This is a genomic window from Bacillus sp. MBGLi79 (assembly GCF_002953915.1).
In genome coordinates this window covers 3,363,756-3,389,729 of record NZ_CP026521.1, presented here as the reverse complement: position 1 = coordinate 3,389,729, position 25,974 = coordinate 3,363,756, and the positions used below count along the sequence as shown (strand labels likewise).

The 25,974-nt window shown below is 43.4% G+C and carries 30 protein-coding genes and 1 riboswitch; of the genes, 22 read left to right on the top strand and 8 right to left on the bottom strand.

Annotated features, from left to right (window positions below; genetic code table 11):
* The first annotated feature begins 104 nt into the window (after positions 1-104).
* Positions 105-578: an S-ribosylhomocysteine lyase gene (locus C1T29_RS17225; protein WP_014114882.1), complete on the top strand. Its 474-nt coding sequence runs from the start codon at positions 105-107 to the stop codon at positions 576-578.
* A 119-nt stretch (positions 579-697) separates the two neighbouring features.
* Positions 698-1,135: a FixH family protein gene (locus tag C1T29_RS17220; RefSeq protein ID WP_103749887.1), complete on the top strand. Its 438-nt coding sequence runs from the start codon at positions 698-700 to the stop codon at positions 1,133-1,135.
* On the opposite strand, the gene ytzI is transcribed toward C1T29_RS17220, so the two are convergent.
* Positions 1,129-1,269 (bottom strand): YtzI protein, encoded by a 141-nt coding sequence (ytzI, locus tag C1T29_RS17215; protein WP_003229081.1) that lies wholly within the window; start codon positions 1,267-1,269, stop codon positions 1,129-1,131. The genes C1T29_RS17220 and ytzI overlap by 7 nt on opposite strands.
* A 128-nt stretch (positions 1,270-1,397) precedes the next feature.
* On the opposite strand from ytzI, the gene C1T29_RS17210 reads away from it, so the two are divergent.
* From C1T29_RS17210 to ytkD, 3 genes are all read left to right on the top strand, one after another.
* Entirely contained in the window at positions 1,398-1,835 is a 438-nt protein-coding gene (locus C1T29_RS17210) for a Dps family protein (RefSeq protein ID WP_003229083.1), read from the top strand.
* 156 nt (positions 1,836-1,991) lie between these two features.
* Positions 1,992-2,396 carry a phage holin family protein gene (locus tag C1T29_RS17205; protein WP_014665089.1) on the top strand — a complete coding sequence of 135 codons (405 nt, stop codon included), beginning with the start codon at positions 1,992-1,994 and terminating at the stop codon, positions 2,394-2,396.
* Between the two features lie 204 nt (positions 2,397-2,600).
* Complete coding sequence (ytkD, locus tag C1T29_RS17200) at positions 2,601-3,077, top strand: RNA deprotection pyrophosphohydrolase (RefSeq protein WP_014665088.1); 477 nt, start codon at positions 2,601-2,603, stop codon at positions 3,075-3,077.
* A 29-nt stretch (positions 3,078-3,106) separates the two neighbouring features.
* On the opposite strand, the gene C1T29_RS17195 is transcribed toward ytkD, so the two are convergent.
* The 3 genes from C1T29_RS17195 to C1T29_RS17185 are packed head-to-tail and all read right to left on the bottom strand — an operon-like array spanning position 3,107 to position 5,693.
* The gene (locus C1T29_RS17195) at positions 3,107-3,919 is read right to left on the bottom strand and encodes an ABC transporter permease (RefSeq protein WP_103749888.1); all 813 of its coding nucleotides are present in this window, start codon (positions 3,917-3,919) and stop codon (positions 3,107-3,109) included.
* Positions 3,894-4,676, bottom strand: a complete 783-nt coding sequence (locus tag C1T29_RS17190) for an ABC transporter ATP-binding protein (protein WP_014665086.1) — start codon at positions 4,674-4,676, stop codon at positions 3,894-3,896. The genes C1T29_RS17195 and C1T29_RS17190 overlap by 26 nt, the downstream gene beginning before the upstream one ends.
* A 12-nt stretch (positions 4,677-4,688) precedes the next feature.
* The gene (locus C1T29_RS17185; RefSeq protein ID WP_095432480.1) at positions 4,689-5,693 is read right to left on the bottom strand and encodes an ABC transporter substrate-binding protein; all 1,005 of its coding nucleotides are present in this window, start codon (positions 5,691-5,693) and stop codon (positions 4,689-4,691) included.
* Positions 5,694-5,843: 150 nt separating this feature from the next.
* On the opposite strand from C1T29_RS17185, the gene C1T29_RS17180 reads away from it, so the two are divergent.
* Positions 5,844-6,617 carry an alpha/beta hydrolase family protein gene (locus C1T29_RS17180; RefSeq protein ID WP_095432479.1) on the top strand — a complete coding sequence of 258 codons (774 nt, stop codon included), beginning with the start codon at positions 5,844-5,846 and terminating at the stop codon, positions 6,615-6,617.
* 51 nt (positions 6,618-6,668) lie between these two features.
* Positions 6,669-6,911, top strand: coding sequence for a DUF2584 domain-containing protein (locus C1T29_RS17175; protein ID WP_040082053.1), 243 nt, complete (start codon positions 6,669-6,671; stop codon positions 6,909-6,911).
* A 37-nt stretch (positions 6,912-6,948) separates the two neighbouring features.
* Here the strand turns inward: C1T29_RS17175 and pckA are convergent, their stop codons facing one another.
* Entirely contained in the window at positions 6,949-8,532 is a 1,584-nt protein-coding gene (pckA, locus tag C1T29_RS17170) for a phosphoenolpyruvate carboxykinase (ATP) (RefSeq protein WP_014665082.1), read from the bottom strand.
* Between the two features lie 196 nt (positions 8,533-8,728).
* Positions 8,729-8,867, top strand: a riboswitch (SAM riboswitch).
* A 167-nt stretch (positions 8,868-9,034) separates the two neighbouring features.
* Between pckA and metK the strand changes: the two genes are divergently transcribed.
* From metK to alaP, 3 genes are all read left to right on the top strand, one after another.
* On the top strand, positions 9,035-10,237 hold the full coding sequence (gene metK / locus C1T29_RS17165; RefSeq protein ID WP_014665081.1) for a methionine adenosyltransferase: 1,203 nt from the start codon (positions 9,035-9,037) through the stop codon (positions 10,235-10,237).
* Between the two features lie 148 nt (positions 10,238-10,385).
* Positions 10,386-12,284: an asparagine synthase (glutamine-hydrolyzing) gene (gene asnB, locus C1T29_RS17160; protein ID WP_014665080.1), complete on the top strand. Its 1,899-nt coding sequence runs from the start codon at positions 10,386-10,388 to the stop codon at positions 12,282-12,284.
* A 136-nt stretch (positions 12,285-12,420) separates the two neighbouring features.
* Positions 12,421-13,812, top strand: a complete 1,392-nt coding sequence (gene alaP, locus C1T29_RS17155) for an alanine permease AlaP (RefSeq protein ID WP_095432477.1) — start codon at positions 12,421-12,423, stop codon at positions 13,810-13,812.
* Between the two features lie 251 nt (positions 13,813-14,063).
* Here alaP and C1T29_RS17150 read toward each other — a convergent pair whose 3' ends face one another.
* Entirely contained in the window at positions 14,064-14,579 is a 516-nt protein-coding gene (locus C1T29_RS17150) for a gamma carbonic anhydrase (protein WP_095432476.1), read from the bottom strand.
* 48 nt (positions 14,580-14,627) lie between these two features.
* Between C1T29_RS17150 and ytpA the strand changes: the two genes are divergently transcribed.
* Together ytpA and tbcS are read left to right on the top strand one after the other, a co-directional pair.
* Positions 14,628-15,407, top strand: a complete 780-nt coding sequence (ytpA, locus tag C1T29_RS17145; RefSeq protein WP_071581102.1) for a phospholipase YtpA — start codon at positions 14,628-14,630, stop codon at positions 15,405-15,407.
* A gap of 20 nt (positions 15,408-15,427) precedes the next feature.
* Positions 15,428-16,531, top strand: a complete 1,104-nt coding sequence (gene tbcS / locus C1T29_RS17140; protein WP_040082058.1) for a tetraprenyl-beta-curcumene synthase — start codon at positions 15,428-15,430, stop codon at positions 16,529-16,531.
* Here tbcS and C1T29_RS17135 read toward each other — a convergent pair.
* A complete protein-coding gene (locus tag C1T29_RS17135) occupies positions 16,521-17,105 on the bottom strand; it encodes a tRNA 5-(aminomethyl)-2-thiouridylate-methyltransferase MnmM (RefSeq protein WP_069840176.1) in 585 nt (194 codons plus the stop codon). The genes tbcS and C1T29_RS17135 overlap by 11 nt on opposite strands.
* Positions 17,102-18,067: a tRNA modification radical SAM protein MnmL/YtqA gene (locus C1T29_RS17130; RefSeq protein ID WP_069840175.1), complete on the bottom strand. Its 966-nt coding sequence runs from the start codon at positions 18,065-18,067 to the stop codon at positions 17,102-17,104. The genes C1T29_RS17135 and C1T29_RS17130 overlap by 4 nt, the downstream gene beginning before the upstream one ends.
* 164 nt (positions 18,068-18,231) lie before the next feature.
* Between C1T29_RS17130 and C1T29_RS17125 the strand changes: the two genes are divergently transcribed.
* The 10 genes from C1T29_RS17125 (at position 18,232) to bceS (ending at position 25,875) form a co-directional block, all read left to right on the top strand.
* The gene (locus C1T29_RS17125) at positions 18,232-18,504 is read left to right on the top strand and encodes a YtzC family protein (RefSeq protein ID WP_014665073.1); all 273 of its coding nucleotides are present in this window, start codon (positions 18,232-18,234) and stop codon (positions 18,502-18,504) included.
* A gap of 153 nt (positions 18,505-18,657) precedes the next feature.
* Entirely contained in the window at positions 18,658-18,795 is a 138-nt protein-coding gene (locus C1T29_RS17120; protein WP_003229119.1) for a hypothetical protein, read from the top strand.
* 33 nt (positions 18,796-18,828) lie between these two features.
* Entirely contained in the window at positions 18,829-19,221 is a 393-nt protein-coding gene (ytrA, locus tag C1T29_RS17115; protein ID WP_095432474.1) for a GntR family transcriptional regulator YtrA, read from the top strand.
* Positions 19,214-20,092 carry an ABC transporter ATP-binding protein YtrB gene (ytrB, locus tag C1T29_RS17110; RefSeq protein ID WP_024572828.1) on the top strand — a complete coding sequence of 293 codons (879 nt, stop codon included), beginning with the start codon at positions 19,214-19,216 and terminating at the stop codon, positions 20,090-20,092. The genes ytrA and ytrB overlap by 8 nt, the downstream gene beginning before the upstream one ends.
* Positions 20,086-21,069, top strand: a complete 984-nt coding sequence (gene ytrC, locus C1T29_RS17105; RefSeq protein WP_095432473.1) for an ABC transporter permease YtrC — start codon at positions 20,086-20,088, stop codon at positions 21,067-21,069. The genes ytrB and ytrC overlap by 7 nt, the downstream gene beginning before the upstream one ends.
* 29 nt (positions 21,070-21,098) lie before the next feature.
* Positions 21,099-22,076 (top strand): ABC transporter permease YtrD, encoded by a 978-nt coding sequence (gene ytrD, locus C1T29_RS17100; RefSeq protein ID WP_095432472.1) that lies wholly within the window; start codon positions 21,099-21,101, stop codon positions 22,074-22,076.
* A gap of 14 nt (positions 22,077-22,090) precedes the next feature.
* On the top strand, positions 22,091-22,786 hold the full coding sequence (gene ytrE / locus C1T29_RS17095; RefSeq protein ID WP_003229129.1) for an ABC transporter ATP-binding protein YtrE: 696 nt from the start codon (positions 22,091-22,093) through the stop codon (positions 22,784-22,786).
* Positions 22,776-24,086 (top strand): ABC transporter permease YtrF, encoded by a 1,311-nt coding sequence (gene ytrF, locus C1T29_RS17090; RefSeq protein WP_095432471.1) that lies wholly within the window; start codon positions 22,776-22,778, stop codon positions 24,084-24,086. Before ytrE ends, ytrF begins: the two co-directional genes overlap by 11 nt.
* 96 nt (positions 24,087-24,182) lie before the next feature.
* Positions 24,183-24,878, top strand: coding sequence for a two-component response regulator BceR (gene bceR / locus C1T29_RS17085; protein WP_095432510.1), 696 nt, complete (start codon positions 24,183-24,185; stop codon positions 24,876-24,878).
* Positions 24,871-25,875: a two-component sensor histidine kinase BceS gene (gene bceS, locus C1T29_RS17080; protein ID WP_095432470.1), complete on the top strand. Its 1,005-nt coding sequence runs from the start codon at positions 24,871-24,873 to the stop codon at positions 25,873-25,875. The genes bceR and bceS overlap by 8 nt, the downstream gene beginning before the upstream one ends.
* Positions 25,876-25,974: the final 99 nt, after the last annotated feature.

Below are 25,974 nucleotides of genomic sequence, written 5' to 3'. Positions count from 1 at the left end.
GCAAGTATAAGAAAAAAAACGCAGATTGAAAAGCTATTCGATTATTCTTATCGGAAAGGTATGTTATAATGAATGTACATTTTTAGAAAAGGGAGAGTGCCATTATGCCTTCAGTAGAAAGTTTTGAGCTTGATCATAATGCGGTTGTTGCTCCATATGTAAGACATTGCGGCGTGCATAAAGTAGGAACAGACGGCGTTGTAAATAAATTTGATATTCGTTTTTGCCAGCCAAATAAACAGGCAATGAAGCCTGACACCATTCACACACTTGAGCATTTGCTCGCGTTTACGATTCGTTCTCATGCAGAGAAATACGATCATTTTGATATCATTGATATCTCTCCAATGGGCTGCCAAACCGGCTATTATCTTGTTGTGAGCGGAGAGCCGACACCAGCGGAAATCGTTGATCTGCTTGAAGACACAATGAAGGAAGCGGTAGAGATTACTGAAATACCGGCTGCGAATGAAAAGCAGTGCGGCCAAGCGAAGCTTCATGATCTGGAAGGCGCTAAACGTTTAATGCGTTTCTGGCTTTCACAGGATAAAGAAGAATTGCTAAAAGTATTTGGCTAAAATAGAAAAGACCTTTTTGCTCAAGCGCAAAAAGGTCTTTTTTGTGACGTCTCATATTTTGTGTACCATTTGCTGTAAGCGTTTGCTACTATTTAGGTAAACGATGAAAGGGTGATGGCATGAAAAAGATGTTGGTTGTTCTGCTTTTTTCTGCTTTTTTGCTTAACGGATGCGGATCTGGCGAAAGCAAAGCAAATACAGATGAGGCGCCCAAGGTTTTGGATGTCAAGCTGACCGGTCCTGAAAAAGTAAAACCCGGAGACAGCGCTGCTTATGAAGCAGCCGTATCATACGGTGATGAAGCTGTGACGGATGCTGATGAAGTAGAGTTTGAAGTATGGAAAGAAGGGGAAAAAGACGCCAGCCGAATGTTTAAGGCGAAACAAGAAAAAGGCGTATACCGGCTGGAAACAACGTTTAAGGAAGATGGTGTATACACTGTCCAATCCCATGTCACAGCAAAAAAACAGCATAGCATGCCGACCTTAAAAGTCCAAGTCGGAGACGCCGATGCTGCGAGCAATCAGTCAGAAGAGAAGCAATCACATCATCATTGATTGTGTGAATCAGAGTGATTTTCTTGCGGTGGATCAATGGTATGCTTTACATTATAGGCTTTTACAGTCGTCCAAATGGTTACAAGCAACACAGCCAGCACAATCAAAATACTTATCGTAATGAGAAGCGTCATGACATTCCACCTCCCGTTTTTTAACAATTGTAGCATAATAGAAGAAATCGTGACAGATAAGGGTAAAAAAGAGGTTTTAGCGTACGATATTAAGGGTATACATAGTTATATAACAAGGAGGAGATACCATGTCAGAACAATTGATTCAAGCAGTGAACAAACAAGTAGCCAACTGGACGGTCATGTATGTGAAACTACATAATTATCACTGGTATGTGAAAGGGAAAGATTTCTTCACTCTTCATGAAAAGTTTGAGGAGCTGTACAACGAAACAGCAACTTATATTGATGACTTAGCAGAACGTCTTTTGGCGCTGAACGGAAAACCGATTGCAACAATGAAGGAATCCTTAGAAACGGCTTCTGTCAAAGAAGCGGCTGGAAATGAAACAGCTGAACAAATGGTTCAAAGCGTATACGATGATTTTACGGTCATCGCGGAAGAGCTGAAAAACGGCATGGATTTAGCTGATGAAGTCGGTGACGAAACAACAGGGGACATGCTTCTTGCGATCCATCAAAATATTGAAAAACATAACTGGATGCTAAAAGCTTACCTGGGGTAAAAGAACGGCCGGACGTCTAAAAACAGATGTCCGGCTTTTCTTTTTGTATCTGAAAAATAGGCGACAACCAGTCCATTTTTCTGAAAAATCCAATCCGGTCGGCTTGTTTTCCATAGAATATCGTAAGGCCGTTTCTGTGAAAGGATGTTGGGATAAATGGATAGAGACTTTGGCATCTTTTCGTTAATAGCAGTCAGCGTTTCAGCAGCGGGTTTTTTCTTCGGAGGTTTTCAGTATTCATTTCTGATTTTGCTCTCTCTTATGGCAATTGAATTTATCAGTACGACTTTGAAGGAAACAATTATTCACAAACTGTCGTTTAAGAAGATATTTGCCCGGCTTGTCAAAAAATTAGTCACGCTGGCTCTGATCTCTGTATGCCACTTTTTTGATCAGCTGCTGAATACACAGGGGTCCATTCGTGACTTGGCTATTATGTTTTATATTCTTTATGAATCTGTGCAAATTGTTGTGACAGCCAGTTCTCTCGGCATACCGGTTCCCCAGGTGCTTGTCGATCTTTTAGAAACGTTAAAAAATAAATTTAAACGCAAACCGTAACTTTTCCCTGTTCGCGGGTCATAATAAAGCCCAGAGCGTCAGTCGCACTTTTCGGCAATAGGTATCGCAAAAAACTGTACGAGCTAGTATGCACAACCTGACGGCGTGCTGGGTTTCCCTTATTTTTTGATAAAAGGCTTCCGCAGAAACGTAACTGTGGTATGATGTATGGAAGATAGCTAGGAACGGATTTGAGGGATAAACATGTACGAGTTTAAAGATTATTATCAGAATACTGTTCAGCTTTCCTTTGACAATCAGCCTTTCTCGGACAGCCCGAAGCATGTCTGGGTGATTTGCCGTTTTGGCGGCAAATGGCTTTTAACAGAACATGAGGACAGAGGCTATGAGTTTCCAGGCGGGAAAGTAGAGCCGATGGAGTGCGCGGAAGAGGCTGCGCTCCGGGAAGTAAAGGAAGAGACGGGCGCGAGAGTCAAAAGCCTCAAGTATCTCGGACAGTATAAGGTTCTCGGTAAAGAAAAAGTGATTGTGAAAAATATATATTTTGCAGATATAGAAAAGCTTGAAGAGCAAGCTGATTACTTTGAAACGAAAGGCCCGGTTTTGTTTCACGAGCTTCCGGAGAACCTTTCCCGCAATAAAAAGTTCAGCTTTATTATGAAGGATTCCGTTCTTCCGATCAGTTTGAAAAAACTGAAAGAATCTGGATGGATCGAATAAAAAATCCGGCACATATGCCGGATTTTTTATTATGTCCTGCCCTTCGTCCATTTCTTTTCCAGCAGCTCGACACCCTGATACATCAGAGTGGCAAAGATGGCGATGATCAGCAGGCTTAAGAAGACGAGTGTAAAATTGAAGACTTGGAATCCGTAAATAATCATATATCCCAATCCAACCTTCGAAACGAGGAATTCCCCTACAATGACGCCAACCCATGATAAACCGACGTTTACTTTTAATGTTGAAATAATCGCGGGAGAGGATGCGGGCAGTATGACTTCTTTAAAAATAACCCATTTTTTTGCGCCGAATGTTTTCATGACTTTCATATAATTTTCGTCGACCTCCTGAAAGGCGGTGTACACAACGATGGTTGTGATAATGACGCTGATGATGGCTCCCATCGCAATAATGCTGATAAAACTGGGACCGAGTGCGACAATCAGGATCGGGCCCAGGGCCACTTTCGGCATTGCATTCAAAATTACAAGATACGGATCTAAAATCCTGGCAAGCCGATTGGACCACCATAACAAAGCGGCGAGGCACGTGCCCATAAACGTTCCAAGCAAAAAGCCTAGCACCGTTTCGAATAAAGTGACGCCGATGTGTGACAGTAATGAACCGTCACCGAGTTTCTCCAGCAATAAACGCCATACAGCTGATGGAGAGCTGAAGATCAGCGGATCGATCCAGCCTTGCCTGCTGGAGATTTCCCAGCCTGAGAAAAAGAGAATAAATATGGCAAGCTGAAAGGAATGGACATTCCACTTTTCCTTTTTTTGTTTGAATTGATACTGCTCATGAAGCAGATCAATGGTTTCTTTGCTGTTTCTCAAGAGAATTCAGCTCCTTCCATATCGTTTGAAACAGCGTCTGGAAGGATGGCTCCTGGCGGGCGTCAAAAGGCATCATCGAGGCCAATTCCTTAGGAATGGTAAAAATCTGATGGATGGTGCCCGGCTGATTCGAAAATAAAAAGATCGTATCGCTCATCGCTATCGCTTCCCCTATATCATGAGTGACAAGCACTGCTGTTTTTTGATATTCCTTTAATGTGCGGAATACCAGGTTTTCCAATGACAGCTTTGTCTGAAAATCAAGCGCGGAAAATGGCTCATCCAGCAAAAGCAGACTTGGATCTGGCGCAAGAGTTCTTGCAAGCGCGGCCCGCTGGCGCATCCCGCCTGACAGCTCTTTCGGATATTTTTTCTCCACATCTATGAGGCCGAACTCAGGCAATAGGCCGAGTGCAGCGGCCTTGCTTTCTTCTGTCAGCGTGTCGGCGATTTTTAAACCGAGAAGCACATTTTCCTCGATAGATTTCCAGGGAAATAAGTAATCCTGCTGAAGCATATAGCCAATGTTATGTTCTTTTTGATTCGGCTCACGGCCTTCAATCAGAACTCTGCCTTCCGATGGCTCAATCAAACCGGCAATAATGGAAAGCAGTGTTGTTTTTCCGCAGCCGCTTGGGCCGAGAAATGAGATGAAATCACCTTTTTCGGCATCGAAATGAATATCCCGCACAGCCGTTGTTTTTTCTTTGATAGAAAAGTAAGTATGGGTTACATGGTCGACATGTAAGAAAGACATAGATGGCGCCTCCTATTTCTCCGAGGTGACTTTTTCAGCAATTTCTTTATTTACAAGCTGATTGTATGGAATGTGCTTCGGCAGTTCTCCCGCTTGATCCATAATGTCTTGGAGCAGCTCCCATTCTTTTTCGTTAAGCAGAGGATCTGGCGAATATGAATGCTGCTTTTTATAGCGTTCAATGGATGTTTCGATGACGTCTGGGTCGGTATCATCAAATTCATCTTTAATGGCATCTGTGATGTCCTTCGCAGAATGATTTTCAACCCACTGCTGCGCCTTGTAAATGGCTTTTGTAAACTTGACGGCTGTGTCTTCATTTTTCTTCAGGTAGCTTTGTTTCGCCATAAAGGTCGTGTAAGGAACCTCGCCTGATTCTTCTCCGAATGAAGCCACGATATGGCCGATGCCTTTTTTCTCAAAGAGAGAAGCCTGCGGTTCAAAGAGCTGTACATACTCACCGGTTCCAGAAGCAAACGCATTGGCAATATTGGCGAAATCTATGTTCTGGACGAGGTCTATATCCTTATGCGGGTCAATCTTATGTTTGTTCAGCACATACTCGCCGACCATTTGAGGCATGCCGCCTTTTCGCTGGCCGAGAAACGTTTTTCCGTTCAGCTGATCCCAGTTGAAGTGTTCAACATCTTCTCTCGCGACAAGGAACGTCCCGTCTGTCTGAGTCAGCTGGGCGAAGTTAATAACGGGGTCCTTAGCCCCTTGCGCCTCGACATAAATAGATGTTTCTGACCCGACAAGCGCGATGTCGGAGCCGTTTGAAAGAAGTGATGTCATCGTTTTGTCTCCGCCCCAGGTCGTATTCACATCGACATCAAGCCCTTCTTCCTTGAAAAATCCTTTAGACTCGGCAACATATAAAGGTGCGTAAAAAATAGAATGGGTCACTTCAGCCACTTTAACTTTGGTCAGCGTTTCTTCTTGCTTGCAAGCTGCCAGGGCGATCATCAGAAAGATACTGCCGACACAGGCGAAGCCCAGCCTTAACGATTTGTTCACATAGACAACCTCCTTATTTAGCATCAAGTTAATATCCTTTTTTGCTTTACATATCGTATGATGGGTATAAAAATGTGTGAATGCCTAATCAGTTTCACCGGATGTAATTTTGGAGTAAGGAAAGCATATAGAAAAAAGGAGGCGGCTGTTTTGATTGTAGAGAAAAGAAGATTTCCGTCGCCAAGCCAGCATGTGCGTTTGTATACGGTCTGCTATCTGTCAAATGGATTACGGGTAAAGGGGCTTCTGGCTGAGCCGGCGGAACCGGGACAATATGACGGATTTTTATATTTGCGCGGCGGGATTAAAAGCGTGGGCATGGTTCGGCCGGGCCGGATTATCCAGTTTGCATCCCAAGGGTTTGTGGTGTTTGCTCCTTTTTACAGAGGAAATCAAGGAGGAGAAGGCAATGAGGATTTTGCCGGAGAAGACAGGGAGGATGCATTTTCTGCTTTTCACCTTCTTCAGCAGCACCCAAATGTCAAGAAGGACAGAATTCATATCTTCGGGTTTTCCCGCGGCGGGATTATGGGAATGCTCACGGCAATCGAAATGGGAAGGCATGCGGCTTCATTTGTTTCCTGGGGAGGCGTCAGTGATATGATCCTTACATACGAGGAGCGGCAGGATTTGCGGCGAATGATGAAAAGAGTCATCGGCGGAACACCGAAAAAGGTGCCTGAGGAATATCAGTGGCGAACACCGTTTGATCAAGTAAACAAAATTCAGGCTCCCGTGCTGTTAATCCATGGAGAAAAAGACCAAAATGTTTCGATTCAGCATTCCTATTTATTTGAAGAGAGGCTAAAACAATTGCATAAGCCGGTTGAGACGTGGTATTACAGTACATTCACACATTATTTCCCGCCAAAAGAAAACCGGCGTATCGTTCGGCAGCTTACACAATGGATGAAAAACCGCTGACAATGAAATATGGTATGATAAAGAAAAAAGAGAACGAAAGGGGATCTCACTTTGGGAATGCCTGTTGAATTTAATACACTGATTGTGACAAAAGGAAAAGAAGTTCGCATAGATGAAAATATATTCACGTTAGAGAAGGACGGATACCGTGTATATCCGATGGAGATTCCGATGGATGTGCGCAAAACAAAGCTTGGCGAAAAGTCGGGCACAGCTGAAGTGCAGAAGCTTCAATGGGAAGACGGCCGGACGCTCATTACGTACAAGCTGACTTCTTTGCATTCTGTCAATTAAAACAAGCCAAGAGCTAATTGCTCTTGGCTTTTGCTTTTTAAACGAGAGGGCCGCCTGCCTGTGCAATGGCATCTGTATGTGCGAACTTTTTAAAATTCTCTTTGAATTCATTTGCAAGGTAGAATGCCTTTTCTCTGTATTCTTCCTTGTTGGCCCACGTGTTTTCAGGCTGAAGGATGTGATCAGGAACGCCAGGAACATGAGCCGGGATGTGCAGGCCAAAAATATCGTCAGTTATGATTTCTGCATCCTCTAATTTACCTTCAATCGCTGCTTTGACCATTGCTCTTGTGTAAGAAAGCTTCATTCGTTCGCCAGTGCCATAGCCGCCCCCGGTCCAGCCGGTATTGACCAAGAAAACGTCTGCGCCGTGTTCATCGATCTTTTTGCCGAGCATTTCAGCATAGACGTGAGCAGGAAGCGGCAGGAACGGTGAGCCGAAGCAAGTGGAGAACGTCGTTTCAGGTGACGTCACACCTCGTTCAGTTCCGGCAAGCTTGCTCGTGTAACCGCTCAAGAAATGATACATCGCCTGTTCCTTCGTCAGTTTGCTGATCGGCGGCAGGACTCCGAAGGCATCAGCCGTCAAAAATACAATTGCAGACGGATGGCCTGCCATGCTTGGAGTCACGATGTTATCAATCATATGGATCGGGTAAGCTGCCCGCGTGTTTTCAGTATAGAAGGAATCATCATAATTGGCTTCACGTGTGTCTTCATCAACAACGACATTCTCGAGAACTGATCCGAAACGGATTGCGTTAAAGATCTGAGGTTCCTTCTCCTCGCTTAAGTGAATGCACTTAGCGTAGCATCCGCCTTCGATATTAAAGACGCCTGTATCAGACCAGCCATGTTCATCGTCACCGATCAGCTTGCGGTCAGCATCGGCTGAAAGAGTGGTCTTTCCTGTTCCTGACAGTCCGAAGAAAAGGGCGACATCACCTTTTTCACCGACATTGGCGGAGCAGTGCATGGATAAAATATCTCTTTCAGGCAGCAGGAAATTCATAATGGAGAAAATGGACTTCTTCATTTCTCCGGCATACTCTGTTCCCCCGATTAAAATCGTCCGTTTTTCGAAAGAGACAATAATAAACGTTTCGGAATGAGTGCCGTCTGTTTTTGGGTCCGCTTTGAAATGCGGAGCAGAAAGAATGGTGAACGGCTGCTCAACTGTTTTCTTATCATTGCCTTCCGGACGGATGAACAGCTGCCGCGCAAATAAATTGTGCCATGCGAACTCATTTACGACAGTGATCGGCAGCCTGTATTTCTCGTCTGCTCCCGCAAATCCTTCGAAAACAAACAGCTCATCTCGCTGTTTCAGGTAGCTGACAACTTTCGTATAAAGTCGATCAAACGCTTCTTCTGAAATCGGCTGATTCACCGGGCCCCAATCGATCTTATTTTTCGTGCTTTCTTCCTCCACGATGAATTTATCTTTAGGTGAACGTCCTGTGTAAGCGCCTGTTGTCGCGCGAACAGCACCCGTGGATGTTAAAATGCCTTCGTTTCGGGAGAGTACTTTTTCTGTTAGCTGTGCTGCTGATAAATTATGACGCACATTTGGACTTGTTAATAAGGCTTGTAAATCAGCGGTCAAATCAACTGAGTTCATATGAAACCTTCCTTTATCGTTTTTTGTGTTTTGCTAATTGTGAATTAGTATAACATATATTTTCAAATAGTCTATACTATTTATCATTTTTTGTGTGTGCATTTCCATTGTTTTCCCTCAATATAGGTGCCTATTTCTTCTGAATCATATTGACATTGCAAACCCTTTTACGATAAGATATTTCATTGAGCGGATACTCTTATCCCGAGCTGGCGGAGGGACAGGCCCTATGAAGCCCAGCAACCGGTTTCTCTGTTATTTATTATGTTGAACTGAGTGAGACAACCAAGGTGCTAACCTGTTGCAAGGTTGTATGATTCCTTGAGCGATAAGAGTGAAAGGCACAAAGACCAAACCCTTTCCTCGATGGAAAAGGTTTTTTTATTTCATAAATATGCCAATTAACATTCTCTAATATAACGTTACATTGTATAAGAGGGAGCGAGTTCCGTATCATATATGCAAGGTCTATCGGGAGACCTTGTGCAGGAGGAAGCAAATCATGAGTAAAAATCGTCGTTTATTTACATCAGAATCTGTTACGGAGGGGCATCCAGATAAAATCTGTGACCAGATTTCTGACAGCATTTTAGATGAAATTTTAAAGAAAGACCCTAACGCGCGTGTTGCTTGTGAAACATCTGTGACAACTGGTTTGGTTCTTGTCAGCGGAGAGATCACAACATCTACGTATGTTGACATTCCAAAAACAGTGCGCCAAACCATTAAAGAAATCGGATACACACGTGCGAAATACGGATTTGATGCGGAAACTTGTGCGGTTTTAACATCAATTGATGAGCAGTCTGCTGATATCGCAATGGGTGTAGACCAAGCGCTTGAAGCCCGTGAAGGCACAATGAGCGAAGAAGAAATTGAAGCGATCGGTGCTGGTGACCAAGGTTTAATGTTCGGTTATGCGTGCAACGAAACGAAAGAGCTTATGCCTCTTCCAATTTCACTTGCTCATAAATTAGCCCGCCGCCTAAGTGAAGTCCGTAAAGAAGATATTCTTCCGTACCTTCGCCCTGACGGCAAAACACAGGTAACGGTTGAGTACGATGAAAATAACAAGCCTGTCCGCATTGACGCGATTGTTATTTCAACTCAGCATCACCCTGAAATTACACTTGAGCAAATTCAGCGTAACATTAAAGAACATGTCATCAATCCGGTTGTTCCTAAAGAGCTGATTGATGAAGAAACAAAATATTTCATCAACCCAACAGGACGTTTCGTAATCGGAGGCCCTCAAGGGGATGCGGGACTTACAGGACGCAAAATCATCGTTGATACGTACGGCGGCTATGCACGCCACGGCGGAGGCGCGTTCTCAGGAAAGGATGCGACGAAGGTAGACCGTTCTGCGGCTTATGCAGCAAGATACGTTGCGAAAAACATCGTTGCGGCTGAGCTTGCTGATTCTTGCGAAGTACAGCTTGCTTACGCGATTGGTGTTGCACAGCCTGTGTCAATCTCAATCAACACGTTCGGTTCCGGAAAAGCTTCTGAGGAAAAACTGATTGAAGTTGTCCGCAATAACTTTGATTTACGACCTGCCGGCATTATCAAAATGCTTGATTTACGCCGTCCGATCTACAAACAAACTGCTGCGTACGGCCACTTTGGACGTCACGATGTTGACCTTCCATGGGAGCGTACAGACAAAGCGGAGCAGCTGCGTAAAGAAGCGTTAGGAGAATAATTTTATAGCCGCTTACTGGTTAAGCGGCTTTCCTTTTTTATCGTTGTATTCATGTTTATTTTTTTACATAACTGTGAAACCAAATACTATTCACAGCGTCTATAAATAGGGGTTCAATGATGACAATTTTAATTATGGAGGCAATACTATGTGTGGATTTGTCGGGGTTTTTAACAAGCATCCGTTAGCTCAAACCGCTGATCAAGAAGAACTAATCAAACAAATGAACCAAATGATCGTTCACCGCGGTCCTGACAGTGATGGATATTTCCATGATGAGCACGTCGGATTCGGATTCAGACGTCTCAGCATTATTGATGTAGAAAATGGCGGACAGCCTTTATCATATGAAGATGAAACATATTGGATTATCTTTAACGGGGAAATCTATAACTATATTGAACTGAGAGAAGAGCTTGAAGCAAAGGGGTACACATTCAACACGGATTCGGACACAGAGGTTCTTCTTGCGACTTACCGTCATTATAAAGAAGAAGCGGCGTCCAAATTGCGCGGTATGTTTGCCTTTCTGATTTGGAATAAAAACGATCATGTGCTTTATGGAGCAAGAGATCCATTCGGCATTAAACCGTTGTACTACACAACGATCAATGATCAGGTTTATTTTGCCTCAGAGAGAAAAAGTTTAATGGTTGCTCAGAATGATATTGAAATAGACAAAGAGGCATTGCAGCAGTACATGTCTTTCCAATTTGTTCCTGAACCAAACACGCTTGATGCCCATGTGAAAAAAGTAGAGCCGGGTTCACAGTTCACAATCCGCCCGGACGGCGATATCACATTCAAGACGTATTTCAAAGCGAACTTCAAGCCGGTTCAGACTGAAGAAGACAAGCTTGTAAAAGAAGTCAGAGACGCGATCTATGACTCTGTAAACGTTCATATGAGAAGTGACGTTCCTGTCGGTTCATTCCTGTCTGGCGGAATTGATTCTTCCTTTATTGTGTCTGTTGCGAAGGAATTTCATCCAAGCTTAAAAACATTCTCAGTCGGCTTTGAACAGCAGGGCTTCAGTGAAGTCGATGTAGCGAAAGAAACTGCAGCGGCGCTGGGCATTGAAAATATCAGCAAAGTCATTTCGCCTGAGGAATACATGAATGAGCTTCCGAAGATCGTATGGCATTTTGATGACCCGCTTGCTGATCCGGCAGCGATTCCGTTGTACTTTGTTGCAAAAGAAGCGAAAAAACATGTAACGGTTGCTTTATCAGGTGAAGGAGCGGATGAGCTCTTCGGCGGATATAACATTTACCGTGAACCGCTTTCGCTCAAACCATTTGAACGCATTCCGTCCGGCCTGAAAAAAATGCTTCTGCACGTTGCTGCCGTTATGCCTGAAGGGATGAGAGGAAAGAGCCTTCTTGAGCGCGGCTGTACTCCGCTTCAAGATCGTTATATCGGTAACGCGAAAATCTTTGAAGAGTCTGTCAAAAAGCAGCTGTTGAAGCATTATAATCCGAACCTTTCATATCGCGATGTGACGAAGACTTACTTTACAGAAAGCAGCTCGTACAGCGATATCAACAAAATGCAGTATGTCGATATCCACACTTGGATGCGCGGCGACATTTTGTTAAAAGCGGATAAAATGACGATGGCAAATTCTTTGGAACTGCGTGTGCCGTTCTTAGATAAAGTCGTATTTGACGTCGCTTCAAAAATTCCTGATGAGCTGAAAACGAAAAACGGCACGACGAAGTATCTTCTTCGCAAAGCCGCTGAAGGAATTGTGCCTGAGCACGTATTAAACCGCAAAAAGCTTGGTTTCCCTGTACCGATCCGTCATTGGCTGAAAAACGAAATGAACGAATGGGTGCGAAATATTATTCAAGAAAGCCAAACGGATGCATATATCCATAAGGATTATGTCCTTCAGCTTCTTGAAGACCATTGTGCGGACAAGGCTGATAACAGCCGTAAAATCTGGACTGTACTGATCTTTATGATCTGGCACAGCATTAATATTGAAAAACGGTATATGCCTGAAGAGCTGAGCCATCAGCCTAAAGAAGTCATCTTTGTGTAACAGACAACAAGGCTTTCGATTAGTCGAAAGCCTTGTTATTATCCTTTTATTTCTCCATCATCATTGATTTACCCAATCCACACGCAATATTCAGAAAAATGATTTAATGATATTTTTTTCTAGGGGAGAAGAAAGCATGCAAAAACAAAAACAAGAGCTGCACCGCGGACTCGAAGAAAGGCATATTTCTTTAATGTCTTTAGGAGCTGCCATAGGAGTGGGGTTGTTCCTCGGCTCCGCATCAGCTATTCAGTTAGCAGGGCCAGGTATTTTGGTAGCATATGCCGCAAGCGGCCTGGTCATGTTTTTTATTATGAGAGCGCTTGGGGAAATGGCCATTCAAAAACCGGTTGCCGGTTCCTTCAGCAGGTATGCGCGTGATTATTTGGGACCGCTTGCAGGCTATTTAACAGGGTGGAACTACTGGTTTTTATGGGTTGTCACCTGTATGGCTGAAATTACTGCTGTCGGCATCTATATGGGGTTCTGGTTTCCTGATGTGCCAAACTGGATTTGGGCATTATCGGCGCTGATCATTATGACGGGTGTTAATTTCCTGGCTGTCAAAGCTTACGGCGAGCTGGAATTTTGGTTCGCATTGATTAAAATTGTCGCGATCCTATCTATGATTGCTGTCGGTTTATTGATGATTATTGCAGGAGTCGGCAATGGGGGCATTGCAACCGGAATCAGCAATTTATGGAATAACGGAGGATTTTTCCCTCATGGAATAAAAGGGGTTTTATTGTCGCTTCAAATGGTGATGTTCGCCTATTTAGGGATTGAAATGATCGGGGTGACGGCTGGCGAAGTAAAAAACCCGCAAAAATCGTTAGCCAAAGCAATCGATACAGTATTTTGGCGGATTTTGATTTTTTATGTAGGCGCTTTATTTGTCATTATGTCTATTTATCCGTGGCAGGAAATTGGCTCCCAGGGAAGCCCATTTGTTCTCACATTCCAAAAAGTGGGTATTCCATCAGCTGCAGGCATCATTAACTTTGTCGTGTTGACGGCCGCGCTGTCTTCATGCAACAGCGGTATTTTCAGCACAGGGCGGATGCTGTTTAACTTAGCGGAACAGAGAGAGGCGCCACAAGCATACGGTCAGCTGACAAAAGGCGGCATCCCGGGTAAAGCTGTTCTGGCTTCAGCGGGCGCTTTATTAGTCGGAGTGCTGTTAAACTACGTTGTCCCTGCGAAGGTATTTACTTGGGTTACAAGTATTGCGACGTTCGGAGCGATTTGGACGTGGGCAATCATTTTGCTTTCTCAAATCAAATACAGGAAAAGTTTGAAGCCCGAAGAAAAGAAACACTTAAAGTATAAAATGCCTTTCTTTCCGTTTACGTCTTATGTGTCATTGGCATTTCTGGCATTCGTCGTCATTCTTATGGCTTACAGCCCTGATACAAGAGTAGCCGTGATTATCGGGCCGATATGGTTTCTCATCTTGCTTGCCGTGTACTATGGAAAAGGTTTTCATAAAAAAAATGCGGCTAATGACAGTGAACGAAATATCAGCTGACAAAAAGAGCTCCCAGTGGGCTCTTTTTGTGTGCTCATAGAAAATAGAGAACAGGAAAGAATAGGTATGTGTTTTTGCAGAGGCTTTTTACAGTTTTGTGATAAGATAAAAGTCATACGTTTATATGTTTAATGCGACATGTGAACGTTTTATGGAAAAATTGAAACCCGAACCGTCATGACGTCCGGGTTAACGATGGTTATTGCTTTCAAATATAATTTGAAAAATGGTAAAGTAAGACGAAGCAGGTCTTATGTTTGTTGAAGTGATTTATAATATTGGCCCTTTTCTACATATTCTGACCGTATTCTTTGCATATCTTTTCGGTCTTCTTCCGTCAAAGGGCGGATGACTTTTGCAGGGCGGCCGAAGGCGAGATGGCCAGGCGGAATAATTTTTCCGGGCGGGACCAGACTGCCGGCACCAATAAAGGCGCCTTCGCCAATTTCGGCTCCGTCTAAAATGATTGAGCCCATGCCGATTAAGGCGTTCTTGCGGATGACAGCACTGTGAAGTGTAACCTGATGGCCTATCGTGGCGTCATCTTCAATGAGCAGCGTCTTGTTCGGGCTTTGGTGGAGGCAGCTCAAATCTTGGATATTGACTCTGTTTCCGATTCTGGTCGGCGCAACATCTCCCCTTATGACAACAGAAAACCAAACGCTGGACTGTTCTCCGATCACGACATCACCGATAATTGTTGCATTGTCAGCTATAAAGGCTGTTGGGTGGATATCTGGCATGTGTTCCTTATAAGGGTAGATCATAAGATTCATCCTTCTTTCTCTATTTAAATTTCGTATGAGGTGAAGAGCATGTGGACCTGGAAAGCAGACAGACCTGTTGCAGTGATTGTAATCATTCACGGGGCAAGTGAATATCACGGACGATATAAATGGCTGATTGAAATGTGGCGATCTTCGGGTTATCACGTTGTCATGGGCGATTTGCCTGGACAGGGAACAACGACAAGGGCAAGAGGGCATATTCGCTCTTTTCAAGAATACATTGATGAAGTAGATGCTTGGATAGATAAAGCGCGAACCTTTGATCTGCCGGTTTTTCTTTTAGGTCACAGCATGGGCGGTCTGGTCGCGATTGAATGGTTTAAACAACAAAGAAATCCCCGCATTACGGGAATTATTTTATCATCACCGTGTCTCGGACTGCAAATTAAAGTCAATAAAGCGCTTGACCTTGCATCAAGAGGCCTGAATGTCATCGCTCCGTCGCTTAAGGTTGATTCGGGATTATCAATTGATATGGCGACGCGCAATGAGGATGTCATCGAGGCTGACCAAAATGATTCGTTATACGTCAGGAAAGTTTCTGTCAGATGGTACAGAGAGCTTTTAAAGACAATTGAGTCAGCGATGGTGCCGACAGATGCATTTTTGAAAGTGCCGCTTCTTGTGATGCAGGCCGGTGATGACAAGCTTGTTGATAAAACGATGGTCATCAAGTGGTTTAATGGAGTTGCTTCTCATAATAAAGCGTACAGAGAGTGGGAAGGGCTTTACCATGAGATCTTTAATGAACCCGAAAGAGAAGAAGTCTTTAAAGCAGCGAGAGCGTTTACTGATCAATATATTTGAACTAGTTGGGGGTGCATGTGTTGACAGTACCGGAACATCCTTTTGGATTGATGGCAAAGGTATATCGAGATATTTTTCCGCTCGTTCATCAAGAGCTGGACATATGGAAGCAAAAATCAGAATCGATTCATAACAGTGAGTTAAAAGCGCAGGCAACCGCAAGTATTCGAGACAAAACGTTTCACTGTGAAGGCGGCGGAATACTGGCTTTATTGTCAGGCAGCCAAAAACAGAAATGTGTCGAGTTTATCATCGCGTATCAAACGATTAGTGATTATTTGGACAATCTGTGTGACCGCAGCACCTCACTTGACCCGCAGGACTTTCGGATGCTTCATGCCTCAATGCAGGACGCACTGACAGTGGGGGCTGAACTCCAAAACTATTATCAATTCAGAGAAGAACAGGATGACAGCGGATATTTGCATGAACTGGTCAAAACGTGCCAGCGTGTTCTCGGCTCCATTGAGCACTATGACATGATTAAACCTTATCTGCTTGAACTGTGCGGCTATTATTGCGATTTGCAGGTGCATAAGCATGTCATTGAGCATGAACGTGTTCCGCGGCTTGAAAAGTGGTTTACTCAATATGAATCAGAGCTCCCTGAGATGGAATGGTATGAATTTTCAGCCTGTGCAGGTTCAACATTAGGCATTTTCTGTCTAGTTGCGTATTCGTTCCAGCCTGATTTCACAGAAAGCACCGCTAAAAAAATCCGCGACAGTTATTTTCCTTACATACAGGGCCTTCATATTCTGCTTGATTATTTGATTGATCAAGAGGAGGACTTGCTGGAAGGAGACTTGAATTTCTGCTCGTATTATCAGTCTCATGAAGAGATGATGAATCGGCTTGAACACTTTATCCATAAAGCCGACGAGCATTTACAAGGCATTCCGCATGAAAACTTCCATCGTTTAATCAATCGAGGCTTGCTTGGCGTTTATTTGTCGGATGATAAAGTGGCGGGCCAAAAGGAAATGGGCCGGCTCGCAAGGAAGCTGATCAAAGCCAGCGGAAAAACTTCCTTTTTCTTTTATATCAACGGCAGAGCCTACCGGAAATTTCAAAAAATGTCCTGGATGAAAAACTCAAAGAAAAAAGCTCAAATCATTTGCTGATCTGAGCTTTTTTTTCGATGGCGACAATAAATGGCGGGTCATTTTGCTGATTGATAAATCCGTATGTTAATACACGGGCTGTTTGCTGGTCCAAGTCCCGGCAAAACTCAAGCACATCATTTTTTTCCGCTTTGCCTTCCGGGTGGCCGTGATAGACGACGAGAACGATCAGGCCTTCGTCTTTCATGATGCTGAGAAGCTGTTCAATTGCTTTGATCGTAGAACTGCCGTTTGTTGTAATTGATTTGTCCCCGCCCGGCAAATAACCGAGGTTAAATACCGCGGCCGCCACTTTGCCATGTGTTTCAGGCGGAAGGGATTCAGCGATTTTGTCATGGCTTTTGTGAAATAATGTTGTTCGCGCTTGATAAGTCTCACCGAGCCGTTCCTGTGTATTGGCCACGGCTGATTCTTGAATGTCAAAAGCGTACACGTGGCCGTTTTGACCGACAAGCTCCGCTAAAAACTGTGTATCATGTCCGTTGCCCATCGTTGCATCTACAACGATATCTCCTTCTCCTGCGGCCATTTTCAGCAGTTCTTTGCTGTAAGGAAGAATTTTCTTCAATATCATAGCGCTGATTCCTCCTCAAGCCGCTGAAAGAACTTTCCTTGATAGCTGCCTCGATTTTCCAGCTCTTTATTAATGGCGCCAAGCACTTCCCATTTGTTGACGCTCCACATTGGCCCGATCATCAACTCAATCGGTCCATCACCTGTAATGCGGTGGACGATCATTTCCGGCGGAATGATCTCAAGCTGATCGCAGACGAGCTGCACATAATCATCTTGAGAAAGGAATTCCAGTTTTCCCTTTTCATATTGCTTGACCATCGGCGTGCCTTTCAGTAGGTGAAGCAGATGGATTTTAATGCCCTGGACGTCCAAATCTGCGACGGCCTTTGCCGTTTCCATCATCATGTCCCGGTCTTCCAAAGGCAGTCCGTTGATAATATGCGAGCAGACACGTATGCCGTGTTTTCTTAATTTATTGACGCCTTCCACATAGCAATTAAAATCATGTGCGCGGTTGATCAGAAGTGCAGTCCGTTCATGAACCGTTTGAAGCCCAAGCTCCACCCACAAATACGTGCGTTCATTCAGCTCTGCCAAGTAGTCCACGACATCATCAGGCAGACAGTCCGGGCGTGTGGCGATCGAAATGCCGACCACATCATCTAAGGCGAGGACAGATTCGAATTTCTCACGAAGCACCTCAACCGGGGCGTGAGTGTTTGTGAAAGCCTGAAAATAAGCGATGTATTTGCCGTCCTTCCATTTTTCGTGCATGCGGTTTTTGATGTCATGGAATTGCGTTATTAAATCATCGGCCCGGTTCCCGGCGAAATCACCGGAGCCTGCTGCGCTGCAAAAAGTACAGCCTCCGTGGGCAACGGTGCCGTCTCGGTTTGGACAGTCAAAGCCGCCGTCAAGCGCCACTTTAAACACCTTATGGCCGAAATGATCTCTAAGATGATAATTCAATGTATGATAGCGTTTTTCCGTATTTGAATAAGGAAAAGGATTGTTCTGCATTACAATTCATGTGCCTCCTTGCGTACGATTGCATCCTAAAATTGTAGCACGCATTTCACAAGAGAACAAATGAATATCGACCATAAATTACTTTATTGAACAAAGTCAGATGAGGCTACAATAAGAATGATGGATGACTTCCATTACCAAGAGGAGGGGTTACTGTGGCAACAAGACAATCAGTAGATGAACATCTCCAGCAATGTATGCAGGCGTATGATTATGCTGAAGAACAGCTGAAAATCGCTTCTAAACAAGAGCATTATAATGATCAAGAATATAGTGATGCGCAAATGCAGCTTGAAGATGCGGTAAATGCCTTGAATAAGTTATGGCTGTCGTCAAATGATCAGCAGAGAGAACAGCTGTACAGAATGAGGCTTCAGCTTCAAGCTTTGCAAAATAATATGATCCTGCAGCACCCTCTTGATGTGTAGGAAACGGACCCTTTTCATAAGGGTCCGTTTTTTTGTAAAAAAAGGATTGACTTTAAGTGCCAAAGTATTTATTGTATTAAGTGTACTAATTGAAGTAATACACTATAGACACTGATGTAACACCATTATATATTGAAATTAAGGGAGGCAGTTATGAAACATAAAAAACGAAACAAACGTAACGTGCCAATGCTGATTGCGGCATCTGTGATCGCTTGTTCTTTTTTTCTTGTTCTCGTGATGATCGGTTTTGAATGGCAAAAAAGTATCATTGATCATTTTTATCTGTAAAAGGTTCAGATCGTATAGAAAGTAGGGAAGTAAATGATTCAAATCGATCCAAGAAGCTCAACACCCATTTACGAACAAATTATTCAGCAAATGAAAGAGCTTTGTTTGAAAGGGATCATGAAGCCTGGTGATAAGCTTCCTTCTGTCAGAGAATTGGCGACGATCATTATTGCGAATCCGAACACTGTCAGCAAAGCGTACAAAGAGCTTGAGCGAGAGGGAATTATTGAGACGCTGCGGGGCAGAGGAACCTATATATCGGAGAATGCAAAAACGACACTGGTTGAAGGGAAGATGGCGATGATTAAAGAGCAACTCAAACAGCTCATCATCGATGCACACTATGCAGGGGTTGAGCTGGAAAAACTGCAAGAATGGATAAAGGAAATCAGTGCTGATGTGAAGGGAGGCAAAGAAAATGATTGAACTGCGGCAGCTGTCAAAAACGATTGACGGCAATCAAGTATTAAAAGATGTTTCATTAACAATCGAAAAAGGAGAAATCTTCGGATTGCTTGGACGCAATGGATCAGGAAAAACAACGATGCTCCGCTTAATCCAGCAAATCATTTTCGCAGACAGCGGGACAATTTTATTTGACGGCGTAGAAATCAAAAAGCATCCGAAGGTCAAACAAAATATCATCTACATGCCTGTTCAAAATCCGTTTTACGATAAGTATACATACAAGCAGTTAGTCGATATTTTGAGAAGAATCTATCCGAAATTTGATGTCACGTACGCGAATGAGCTGATGAACAGGTACGAAATTCCGGAAACGAAAAAATATCGCGAACTGTCGACGGGCTTAAAAAAACAGCTATCGCTCGTTCTGTCGTTTGCGGCGAGACCGGCGCTGATTCTTCTGGATGAGCCGACGGACGGAATAGATGCAGTGACAAGGCATGATGTGCTGCAGCTTATGGTCGATGAAGTGGCAGAGCGTGATACGAGCATCCTGATCACTTCCCACCGGCTTGAGGACATAGAGCGGATGTGCAACCGAATTGGTTTTCTCGAAGATAACAGGCTGACAAATGTAATGGATCTTGATGAATTAAAAGAAGAATACATCAAAATTCAAATGGCGTTTGACACAGATGTCAATCTGGCGATCAGGGAGCAAAACATTCCGATGCTCGATCAGGCCGGCGTGTTCTATACGGTGCTGATTCCGAAAAGCGACGAGGAGAAAAAGAGCTTTTTGAGAGAGCTGAAGCCAAAAGTATGGAATGAGCTTCCTGTCAACTTAGAAGAAGTGTTCATTGCGAAGTTTGGAGGGAAGCGGAGATGGTAGACCGAGGTCTCCTCTATCGAGAGTGGAAGCAGAATCAAGTGGTGATTTTGTTAAGTATCGTGTTTTTAGTGTTGGCAAATCCGCTCTCTATTGTGAATACGTATTTGTCTTATCAAGGATGTCTTGATCACCAATACACGCAATATTGTAATTTTATTGTGAATTATAAAAGTAATCTGATGGATATCAACTGGATGCCGGGTGTCATATTGGCGGTCTGTCTCCTGGGAATGGAACGTTCAAAAGGCACGATGGATTTTATTTTAAGCCTTCCATATAACAGAAGCCAAATTTTTCAGACGAAATTTTGGTTAGGCGGTTTTGTCATTGTGGTGTCGCAATTAATTGGCTTTTTATTTGCGTGGCTGCTGATTCTTGTCTATAACCCTGAACACGTCTACTTTTTTGAGCACAGCAGCGTTGGAGTAATCGTGATTAGCTTTATGGCTTACTCACTGGTAATGGCCGCCGGAGCGTTAACTGGAAATGCTTTTGCCCAGCTATTAACTGCACTTTCTGCCGGGATATTGCCGTATTTAATCCTTGCATTGCCGCTTACCAATTTGGAAATTGTTTTTGATTTTCATATATATGAGATTTTCTCTTCGATGGAATCTTATTATGGATTGGAAAATGCTCTCATGTATTTATTTCCCCTTGTTTATGTTTCGAATGACTGGCTTACCAACAGTAAATATATTTTATTCATTCCGGCTGCCATGAGCATTCTGTTTTACTTGATTGGCTATATAAGCTTTAAAAAGCATCCAAGTGAGCGAAACGGATACTTTTTTCTTTGGAAGAGATTAGACCGTCCGGTACAAATTTTGGTTATCATTTTTGGCATTCTTGGATTTGGTTTGTTTGGATATTCTGCCGGACATTCCATTATTGGTTATATTTTTGGGATGATTATTGGAGCTGTAGTTGGATTCTTTGTGAGCTACTTCTCTATATTTAAGAAAACAAAAGTGTAAGAAATGCCTTAGGTTTGGAGGGAAGTGAGTTGCCGGATTCCGGACTGTTTTATAAAGAGTGGAAACAAAATAAAGTCGCCTTAGTTATCACCATTTTGGTTTTTATACTAGGTAATCCCTTATCAATTATAAATATGTATCTCATCTATCAAGGCTGTGTCACCTCAAAAGAAAATTGGGTTGGTCCCTGCGTATTCAGTGTTGATTATTTAAACGGCACATTTATCTCATTTTTTTGGATTTGGGGAGTCGTTTTGGCAGTTAGCCAGCTTGGGATTGAACGTAGCAAGAGCTTCTTTGATTTTACATTAAGCCTTCCATATACACGAGGGCAGATATTTCATGCGAAGTTCTTTACCGGCGGAATGGTGATTGTGGTGCCGCAGCTCATAGGTTACGTTTTGTCTGTTTTGCTGATCATGCTTTTGAAGCCAGATCAGGCCGTTTATTTTCACAATTACAGCCTTGGGATGATCATTGTCAGCATGCTGGCTTATTCGCTTGTTATGGCGGGTGGAGCTCTGACAGGCAATATTTTTGCCCAGCTTTTGGTCTCATTTACCGTGGCCATTTCGCCATTTTTGCTCATCAGCCTGCCTGCGATCAACCTTGAGATCCTTTTTGGCGGATCAATAGATTTTATCCATGGTCCAGTACCCAAATGGGTGCAGTATTTCATTCCGATAATCTATGTAGACGCGAAATGGGTTGAGAATTCACCATATTATTTAGTGATTCCGGCTATCATGACTATCATCTTCTACATCATCGGCTATATTAGTTTTGTCAAACTATCTAATGAAAGAAACGGGTACTTCTTCTTATGGAAGCCGCTTGACCGTCCGGTGCAGATCATCGTTATTATCATAGGAATCATGGGCTTTGGGTACTTTGGATTTTCCGCCAGCGAGAGCTTTACAGGCTATCTCATTGGCATGGCTGCCGGTGCGGTAATCGGTTTCTTGATTAGTTATTTTGCGATTTATAAAAAAACAAAACTTTTGTAAGGGAGAGAGAACATATGATAGATGTTCAGCATATCGACCATTCTTTCACGATCGGAAAAAAGGGCCGTGAGAATGAAGTTCCAGTATTGAAGGATGTTTCATTAAGCGTGGCGAAAGGGGAAATCGCCTGTATTGTCGGGCGAAGCGGATCAGGGAAATCAACGCTTTTGAATTTGATTTCCGGCTACATATCGCCGACAAAAGGGCGGATTGTCATTAATGGCACTGATGTTACGGGGTTTAATGAAAAGGAATGGGCGCAATTTCGGCTTGACCATTTCGGGTTTATTTTCCAAAGCTTTCAGCTCATTCCGGGTTTAACGACGTATGAGAATGTTGAAATGCCGTTGGCGTTAAAAGGAATCAAGCCTTCTGAGCGGAAGCAAAAGGTGCAGGACATGCTGAAACGCGTCGGTCTGGAAAACCACGCCGCTCATTATCCGAATGAACTGTCAGGCGGCCAGCAGCAGCGTGTCAGTATTGCTCGAGCGTTGATTTTAAATCCTTCGATTATCTTAGCGGATGAGCCGACGGGAAGCCTTGATTCGGAAACGGAACATGAAGTGCTGGAATTGATCCAGCAGCTGAATCGCGAGCGCGGCATTACATTTGTGATCATTACTCACGATGATGAAGTCGCTTCTATCGGGCATTCAAAATTTCAGCTCCATGATGGTGTGCTAAAAGGGGGAATTACCGTTGAGGTTTAAGGATCAGGTTCATTTTATCAGAAGAAATATGAAGAAAAACAGGCTTCGCGTCTTTATGACGATTCTTGCGACAACAATGGCGTGTGCGTTTTTGGTTGTGCTGTCGTCGGTTGGATTTGGGATTCAAAAGACGATTACAGATATGACAATGAGCCAGCAGATTGTAACGAAAGTCAGTGTAATGGGCAAGGAAGGAGACAAGCCGATTAAAAAAGCTGATTTAGAGAAGTACGATCACGTAAGGTCAGTTGTCGAAAGAACGCAAGTATATGAACCAAACAAAGCTACTTTAGGCAATCGCACAAATGAAAGCTCAAATCTCATTTTTACTAATATGAATGATGAATTAAAGGCCAATATGGAATTGGAAAAGGGAAGAGTCGCAAAGTCGGAAAATGAAATCGTAGTAGGATACGACTTCGCAAAGAGATTATTGACGAAAAAAGAATCGGAAGAATATAACAAAAAAATCGAAGAGGCAAAAGGCAATCCAGAAGATATAAAAGAACCAAAGGGCTATACGAAAGACATTCTGAACAAAACAATTGAACTAAGTGTATCGAAGACAGATCCTAAAACAGGCGATGTTACAAAAACAAAAACATATGACTTTAAAATTGTCGGTATTACAAAAAAACCATCTCAAGACTGGATGGAGGACTCAAACATTTTCATCAGTGATCAATTCAAAAAGGATTTTTCGGAATTCTTAGATTTTAAAGGCGGGAACGTTGAAACTAACATTGGCGTTTTTGCTGATAAATTTGAGAACGTGGAACAGCTGACAAAGGATCTAACAGATGACGGATACTATGTCACATCAGTGACTACCGAACTTGAGGGAGCCAACACCTTCTTCATGGTCTTCAAAATCGGACTGATCTTTGTCGGATGTATCGCGGTTATCATTTCAGCGATCGGCATTTTTAACACGATGACGATGGCGGTGACAGAGAGAACGCAAGAGATCGGCATTATGAAAGCGATTGGGGCAAGTCCGTCTATCATTCGCCGAATGTTCCTGATGGAAAGCGCATATATCGGGATTTTAGGCTGTGTGATTGGAATTATCATTTCCTACGGCGTGAGCTACCTTGTCAACCTGGCCGTTCCGATGATTCTTGCGGCCACAAGCGGAAGCGATGCGGGCGATTTGAATTACACATTCTCCTACATCCCGGCGAGCCTAGTGATCATTGCCGTTGTAATTTGCGGAGGGGTCGCAGTTATTTCCGGAATGAATCCGGCGAGAAAAGCAACCAAAACCAACGTGCTGACAGCGTTGAGAAGAGAATTATAATGCAAACGAGCCGGCTGAGACAGCCGGCTTTCTCTATAGCGCATGATGGCGTTTTGCTATACACTTGATAAAAAAGGAAAAAGTGCGGTGAGTCGATTGTTTAAACTTTTGCTGATTGAAGATGATGAATCGCTGTTTCAGGAAATCAAGGATCGTTTAACGGGATGGTCCTATGATGTATACGGCATTCAGGATTTCAGTCAAGTGCTGCAGGAATTTGCGGCAGTTAATCCTGATTGTGTCATTATTGATGTACAGCTGCCTAAATTTGACGGTTTTCATTGGTGCCGGCTGATCCGCTCCCGGTCAAATGTTCCGATTCTCTTTTTATCCTCTCGGGATCATCCTGCTGATATGGTGATGTCCATGCAGCTCGGGGCAGATGACTTTATTCAAAAGCCGTTTCATTTTGATGTGCTGATAGCGAAAATCCAAGCGATGTTCCGGCGTGTACACCATTATAATACGGAACCGAGCGCAATTAAAACATGGTGTGGCGCTGCTATAGATGCGGAGCAAAACCTCGTCAGCAACGACAAAGGATCTGTTGAGCTGACCAAAAACGAGATGTTCATTCTTAAACAATTAATAGAGCAAAAAAACAAGATCGTCAGCCGGGAAGAACTGATCAGAAACTTGTGGAACGATGAGCGTTTTGTAAGTGATAATACGCTGACCGTCAATGTCAATCGCCTGCGAAAAAAACTGGACGCCCTGCAGCTTGGCGTATATATCGAGACAAAGGTGGGCCAGGGCTACATCGCGAAGGAAGAGGATCAGTTCTATGATTAAAGCATTCCTTACCGAAAGGCGAAGCTGGATTGCCGCGTTTTTGTTTCAGCAGGCTTTAATGCTGGTCGTAGCTTTTGTTGATCCTTCCATATCATTTGAAAATGTCTTTTATATGGTGTATTTGTGCATCTTGTTTTTTGTTATATTCCTATGGTTTCGCTATCGGAAAGAAACCGCGTTTTATAAAAGCCTGAAAACATGGGAAAACAATCTCGATGTGACTGCCATAAATGAACCGGAAACGCCATTTGAAGCAATCGTTGAAAGAAGCATTACCGGGCAAACGGAACACTTGAAGCAGACTGCAACACAGCATCGCTTAGCATTGGAAAATGAAAAAGATGAGCTGATGGCATGGATTCATGAGGTCAAAACCCCATTAACAGCAATGCATTTAATCATTGACAGAATGGAAGAAAAAGCTTTGAAATCCCAGCTGTCATATGAATGGCTGCGTATTCACCTGCTTCTTGATCAACAGCTTCATCAAAAACGCATTTCATTTATTGAAAACGATCTGTCTGTAGAATTTATTCAGCTTCAGCCTTTGATTTTCAAGGAAATCAAAGATTTACAATCGTGGTGTATCCAAAAAGGGGTCGGTTTTGACATACAGCTTGAGGCTGAAGAAGTGCTGAGCGATGCAAAATGGCTGGCGTTTATCATCAGGCAGCTGCTGACAAATGCGGTGAAATACAGCGAAGCCTCTGAAATTGAAATCAAAAGCTTTCAAAAAGGGGAACAGACGCAGCTCCAAGTGAAAGACTGTGGCAGGGGCATTGATCCAAAGGATGTACCTCGTATTTTTGATAAAGGGTTTACATCCACAACAGATCACCATAATCAAGCGTCCACTGGCATGGGGCTGTACTTGGTGAAAAAAGCAGCGGCGCCGTTATTGATTCATGTTGATGTTGAGTCGGAGTTCGGTGCGGGGACAGTTTTTACATTAACCTTTCCGAAACGGAATCATTTTGAACGGGTCATAAGCGTGTGACGAAAATGTCACATGCTTTTCTTTTTTGTTCGCCGTATCGAAGGAAAAGCCCGGCATTCCTTTTTATAATGAGATTATCCAATATAAAGGAGACTGCAT

What these genes read in the sequence shown, in the direction of transcription:
- C1T29_RS17225 (WP_014114882.1), top strand. Translation starts at nt 105, where the DNA reads ATGCCTTCAGTAGAAAGTTTTGAGCTTGATCATAATGCGGTTGTTGCT.
- C1T29_RS17220 (WP_103749887.1), top strand. Translation starts at nt 698, where the DNA reads ATGAAAAAGATGTTGGTTGTTCTGCTTTTTTCTGCTTTTTTGCTTAAC.
- ytzI (WP_003229081.1), bottom strand. Translation starts at nt 1,269, where the DNA reads ATGACGCTTCTCATTACGATAAGTATTTTGATTGTGCTGGCTGTGTTG.
- C1T29_RS17210 (WP_003229083.1), top strand. Translation starts at nt 1,398, where the DNA reads ATGTCAGAACAATTGATTCAAGCAGTGAACAAACAAGTAGCCAACTGG.
- C1T29_RS17205 (WP_014665089.1), top strand. Translation starts at nt 1,992, where the DNA reads ATGGATAGAGACTTTGGCATCTTTTCGTTAATAGCAGTCAGCGTTTCA.
- ytkD (WP_014665088.1), top strand. Translation starts at nt 2,601, where the DNA reads ATGTACGAGTTTAAAGATTATTATCAGAATACTGTTCAGCTTTCCTTT.
- C1T29_RS17190 (WP_014665086.1), bottom strand. Translation starts at nt 4,676, where the DNA reads ATGTCTTTCTTACATGTCGACCATGTAACCCATACTTACTTTTCTATC.
- pckA (WP_014665082.1), bottom strand. Translation starts at nt 8,532, where the DNA reads ATGAACTCAGTTGATTTGACCGCTGATTTACAAGCCTTATTAACAAGT.
- metK (WP_014665081.1), top strand. Translation starts at nt 9,035, where the DNA reads ATGAGTAAAAATCGTCGTTTATTTACATCAGAATCTGTTACGGAGGGG.
- asnB (WP_014665080.1), top strand. Translation starts at nt 10,386, where the DNA reads ATGTGTGGATTTGTCGGGGTTTTTAACAAGCATCCGTTAGCTCAAACC.
- alaP (WP_095432477.1), top strand. Translation starts at nt 12,421, where the DNA reads ATGCAAAAACAAAAACAAGAGCTGCACCGCGGACTCGAAGAAAGGCAT.
- C1T29_RS17150 (WP_095432476.1), bottom strand. Translation starts at nt 14,579, where the DNA reads ATGATCTACCCTTATAAGGAACACATGCCAGATATCCACCCAACAGCC.
- ytpA (WP_071581102.1), top strand. Translation starts at nt 14,628, where the DNA reads ATGTGGACCTGGAAAGCAGACAGACCTGTTGCAGTGATTGTAATCATT.
- C1T29_RS17135 (WP_069840176.1), bottom strand. Translation starts at nt 17,105, where the DNA reads ATGATATTGAAGAAAATTCTTCCTTACAGCAAAGAACTGCTGAAAATG.
- C1T29_RS17130 (WP_069840175.1), bottom strand. Translation starts at nt 18,067, where the DNA reads ATGCAGAACAATCCTTTTCCTTATTCAAATACGGAAAAACGCTATCAT.
- C1T29_RS17120 (WP_003229119.1), top strand. Translation starts at nt 18,658, where the DNA reads ATGAAACATAAAAAACGAAACAAACGTAACGTGCCAATGCTGATTGCG.
- ytrA (WP_095432474.1), top strand. Translation starts at nt 18,829, where the DNA reads ATGATTCAAATCGATCCAAGAAGCTCAACACCCATTTACGAACAAATT.
- ytrB (WP_024572828.1), top strand. Translation starts at nt 19,214, where the DNA reads ATGATTGAACTGCGGCAGCTGTCAAAAACGATTGACGGCAATCAAGTA.
- ytrC (WP_095432473.1), top strand. Translation starts at nt 20,086, where the DNA reads ATGGTAGACCGAGGTCTCCTCTATCGAGAGTGGAAGCAGAATCAAGTG.
- ytrE (WP_003229129.1), top strand. Translation starts at nt 22,091, where the DNA reads ATGATAGATGTTCAGCATATCGACCATTCTTTCACGATCGGAAAAAAG.
- bceS (WP_095432470.1), top strand. Translation starts at nt 24,871, where the DNA reads ATGATTAAAGCATTCCTTACCGAAAGGCGAAGCTGGATTGCCGCGTTT.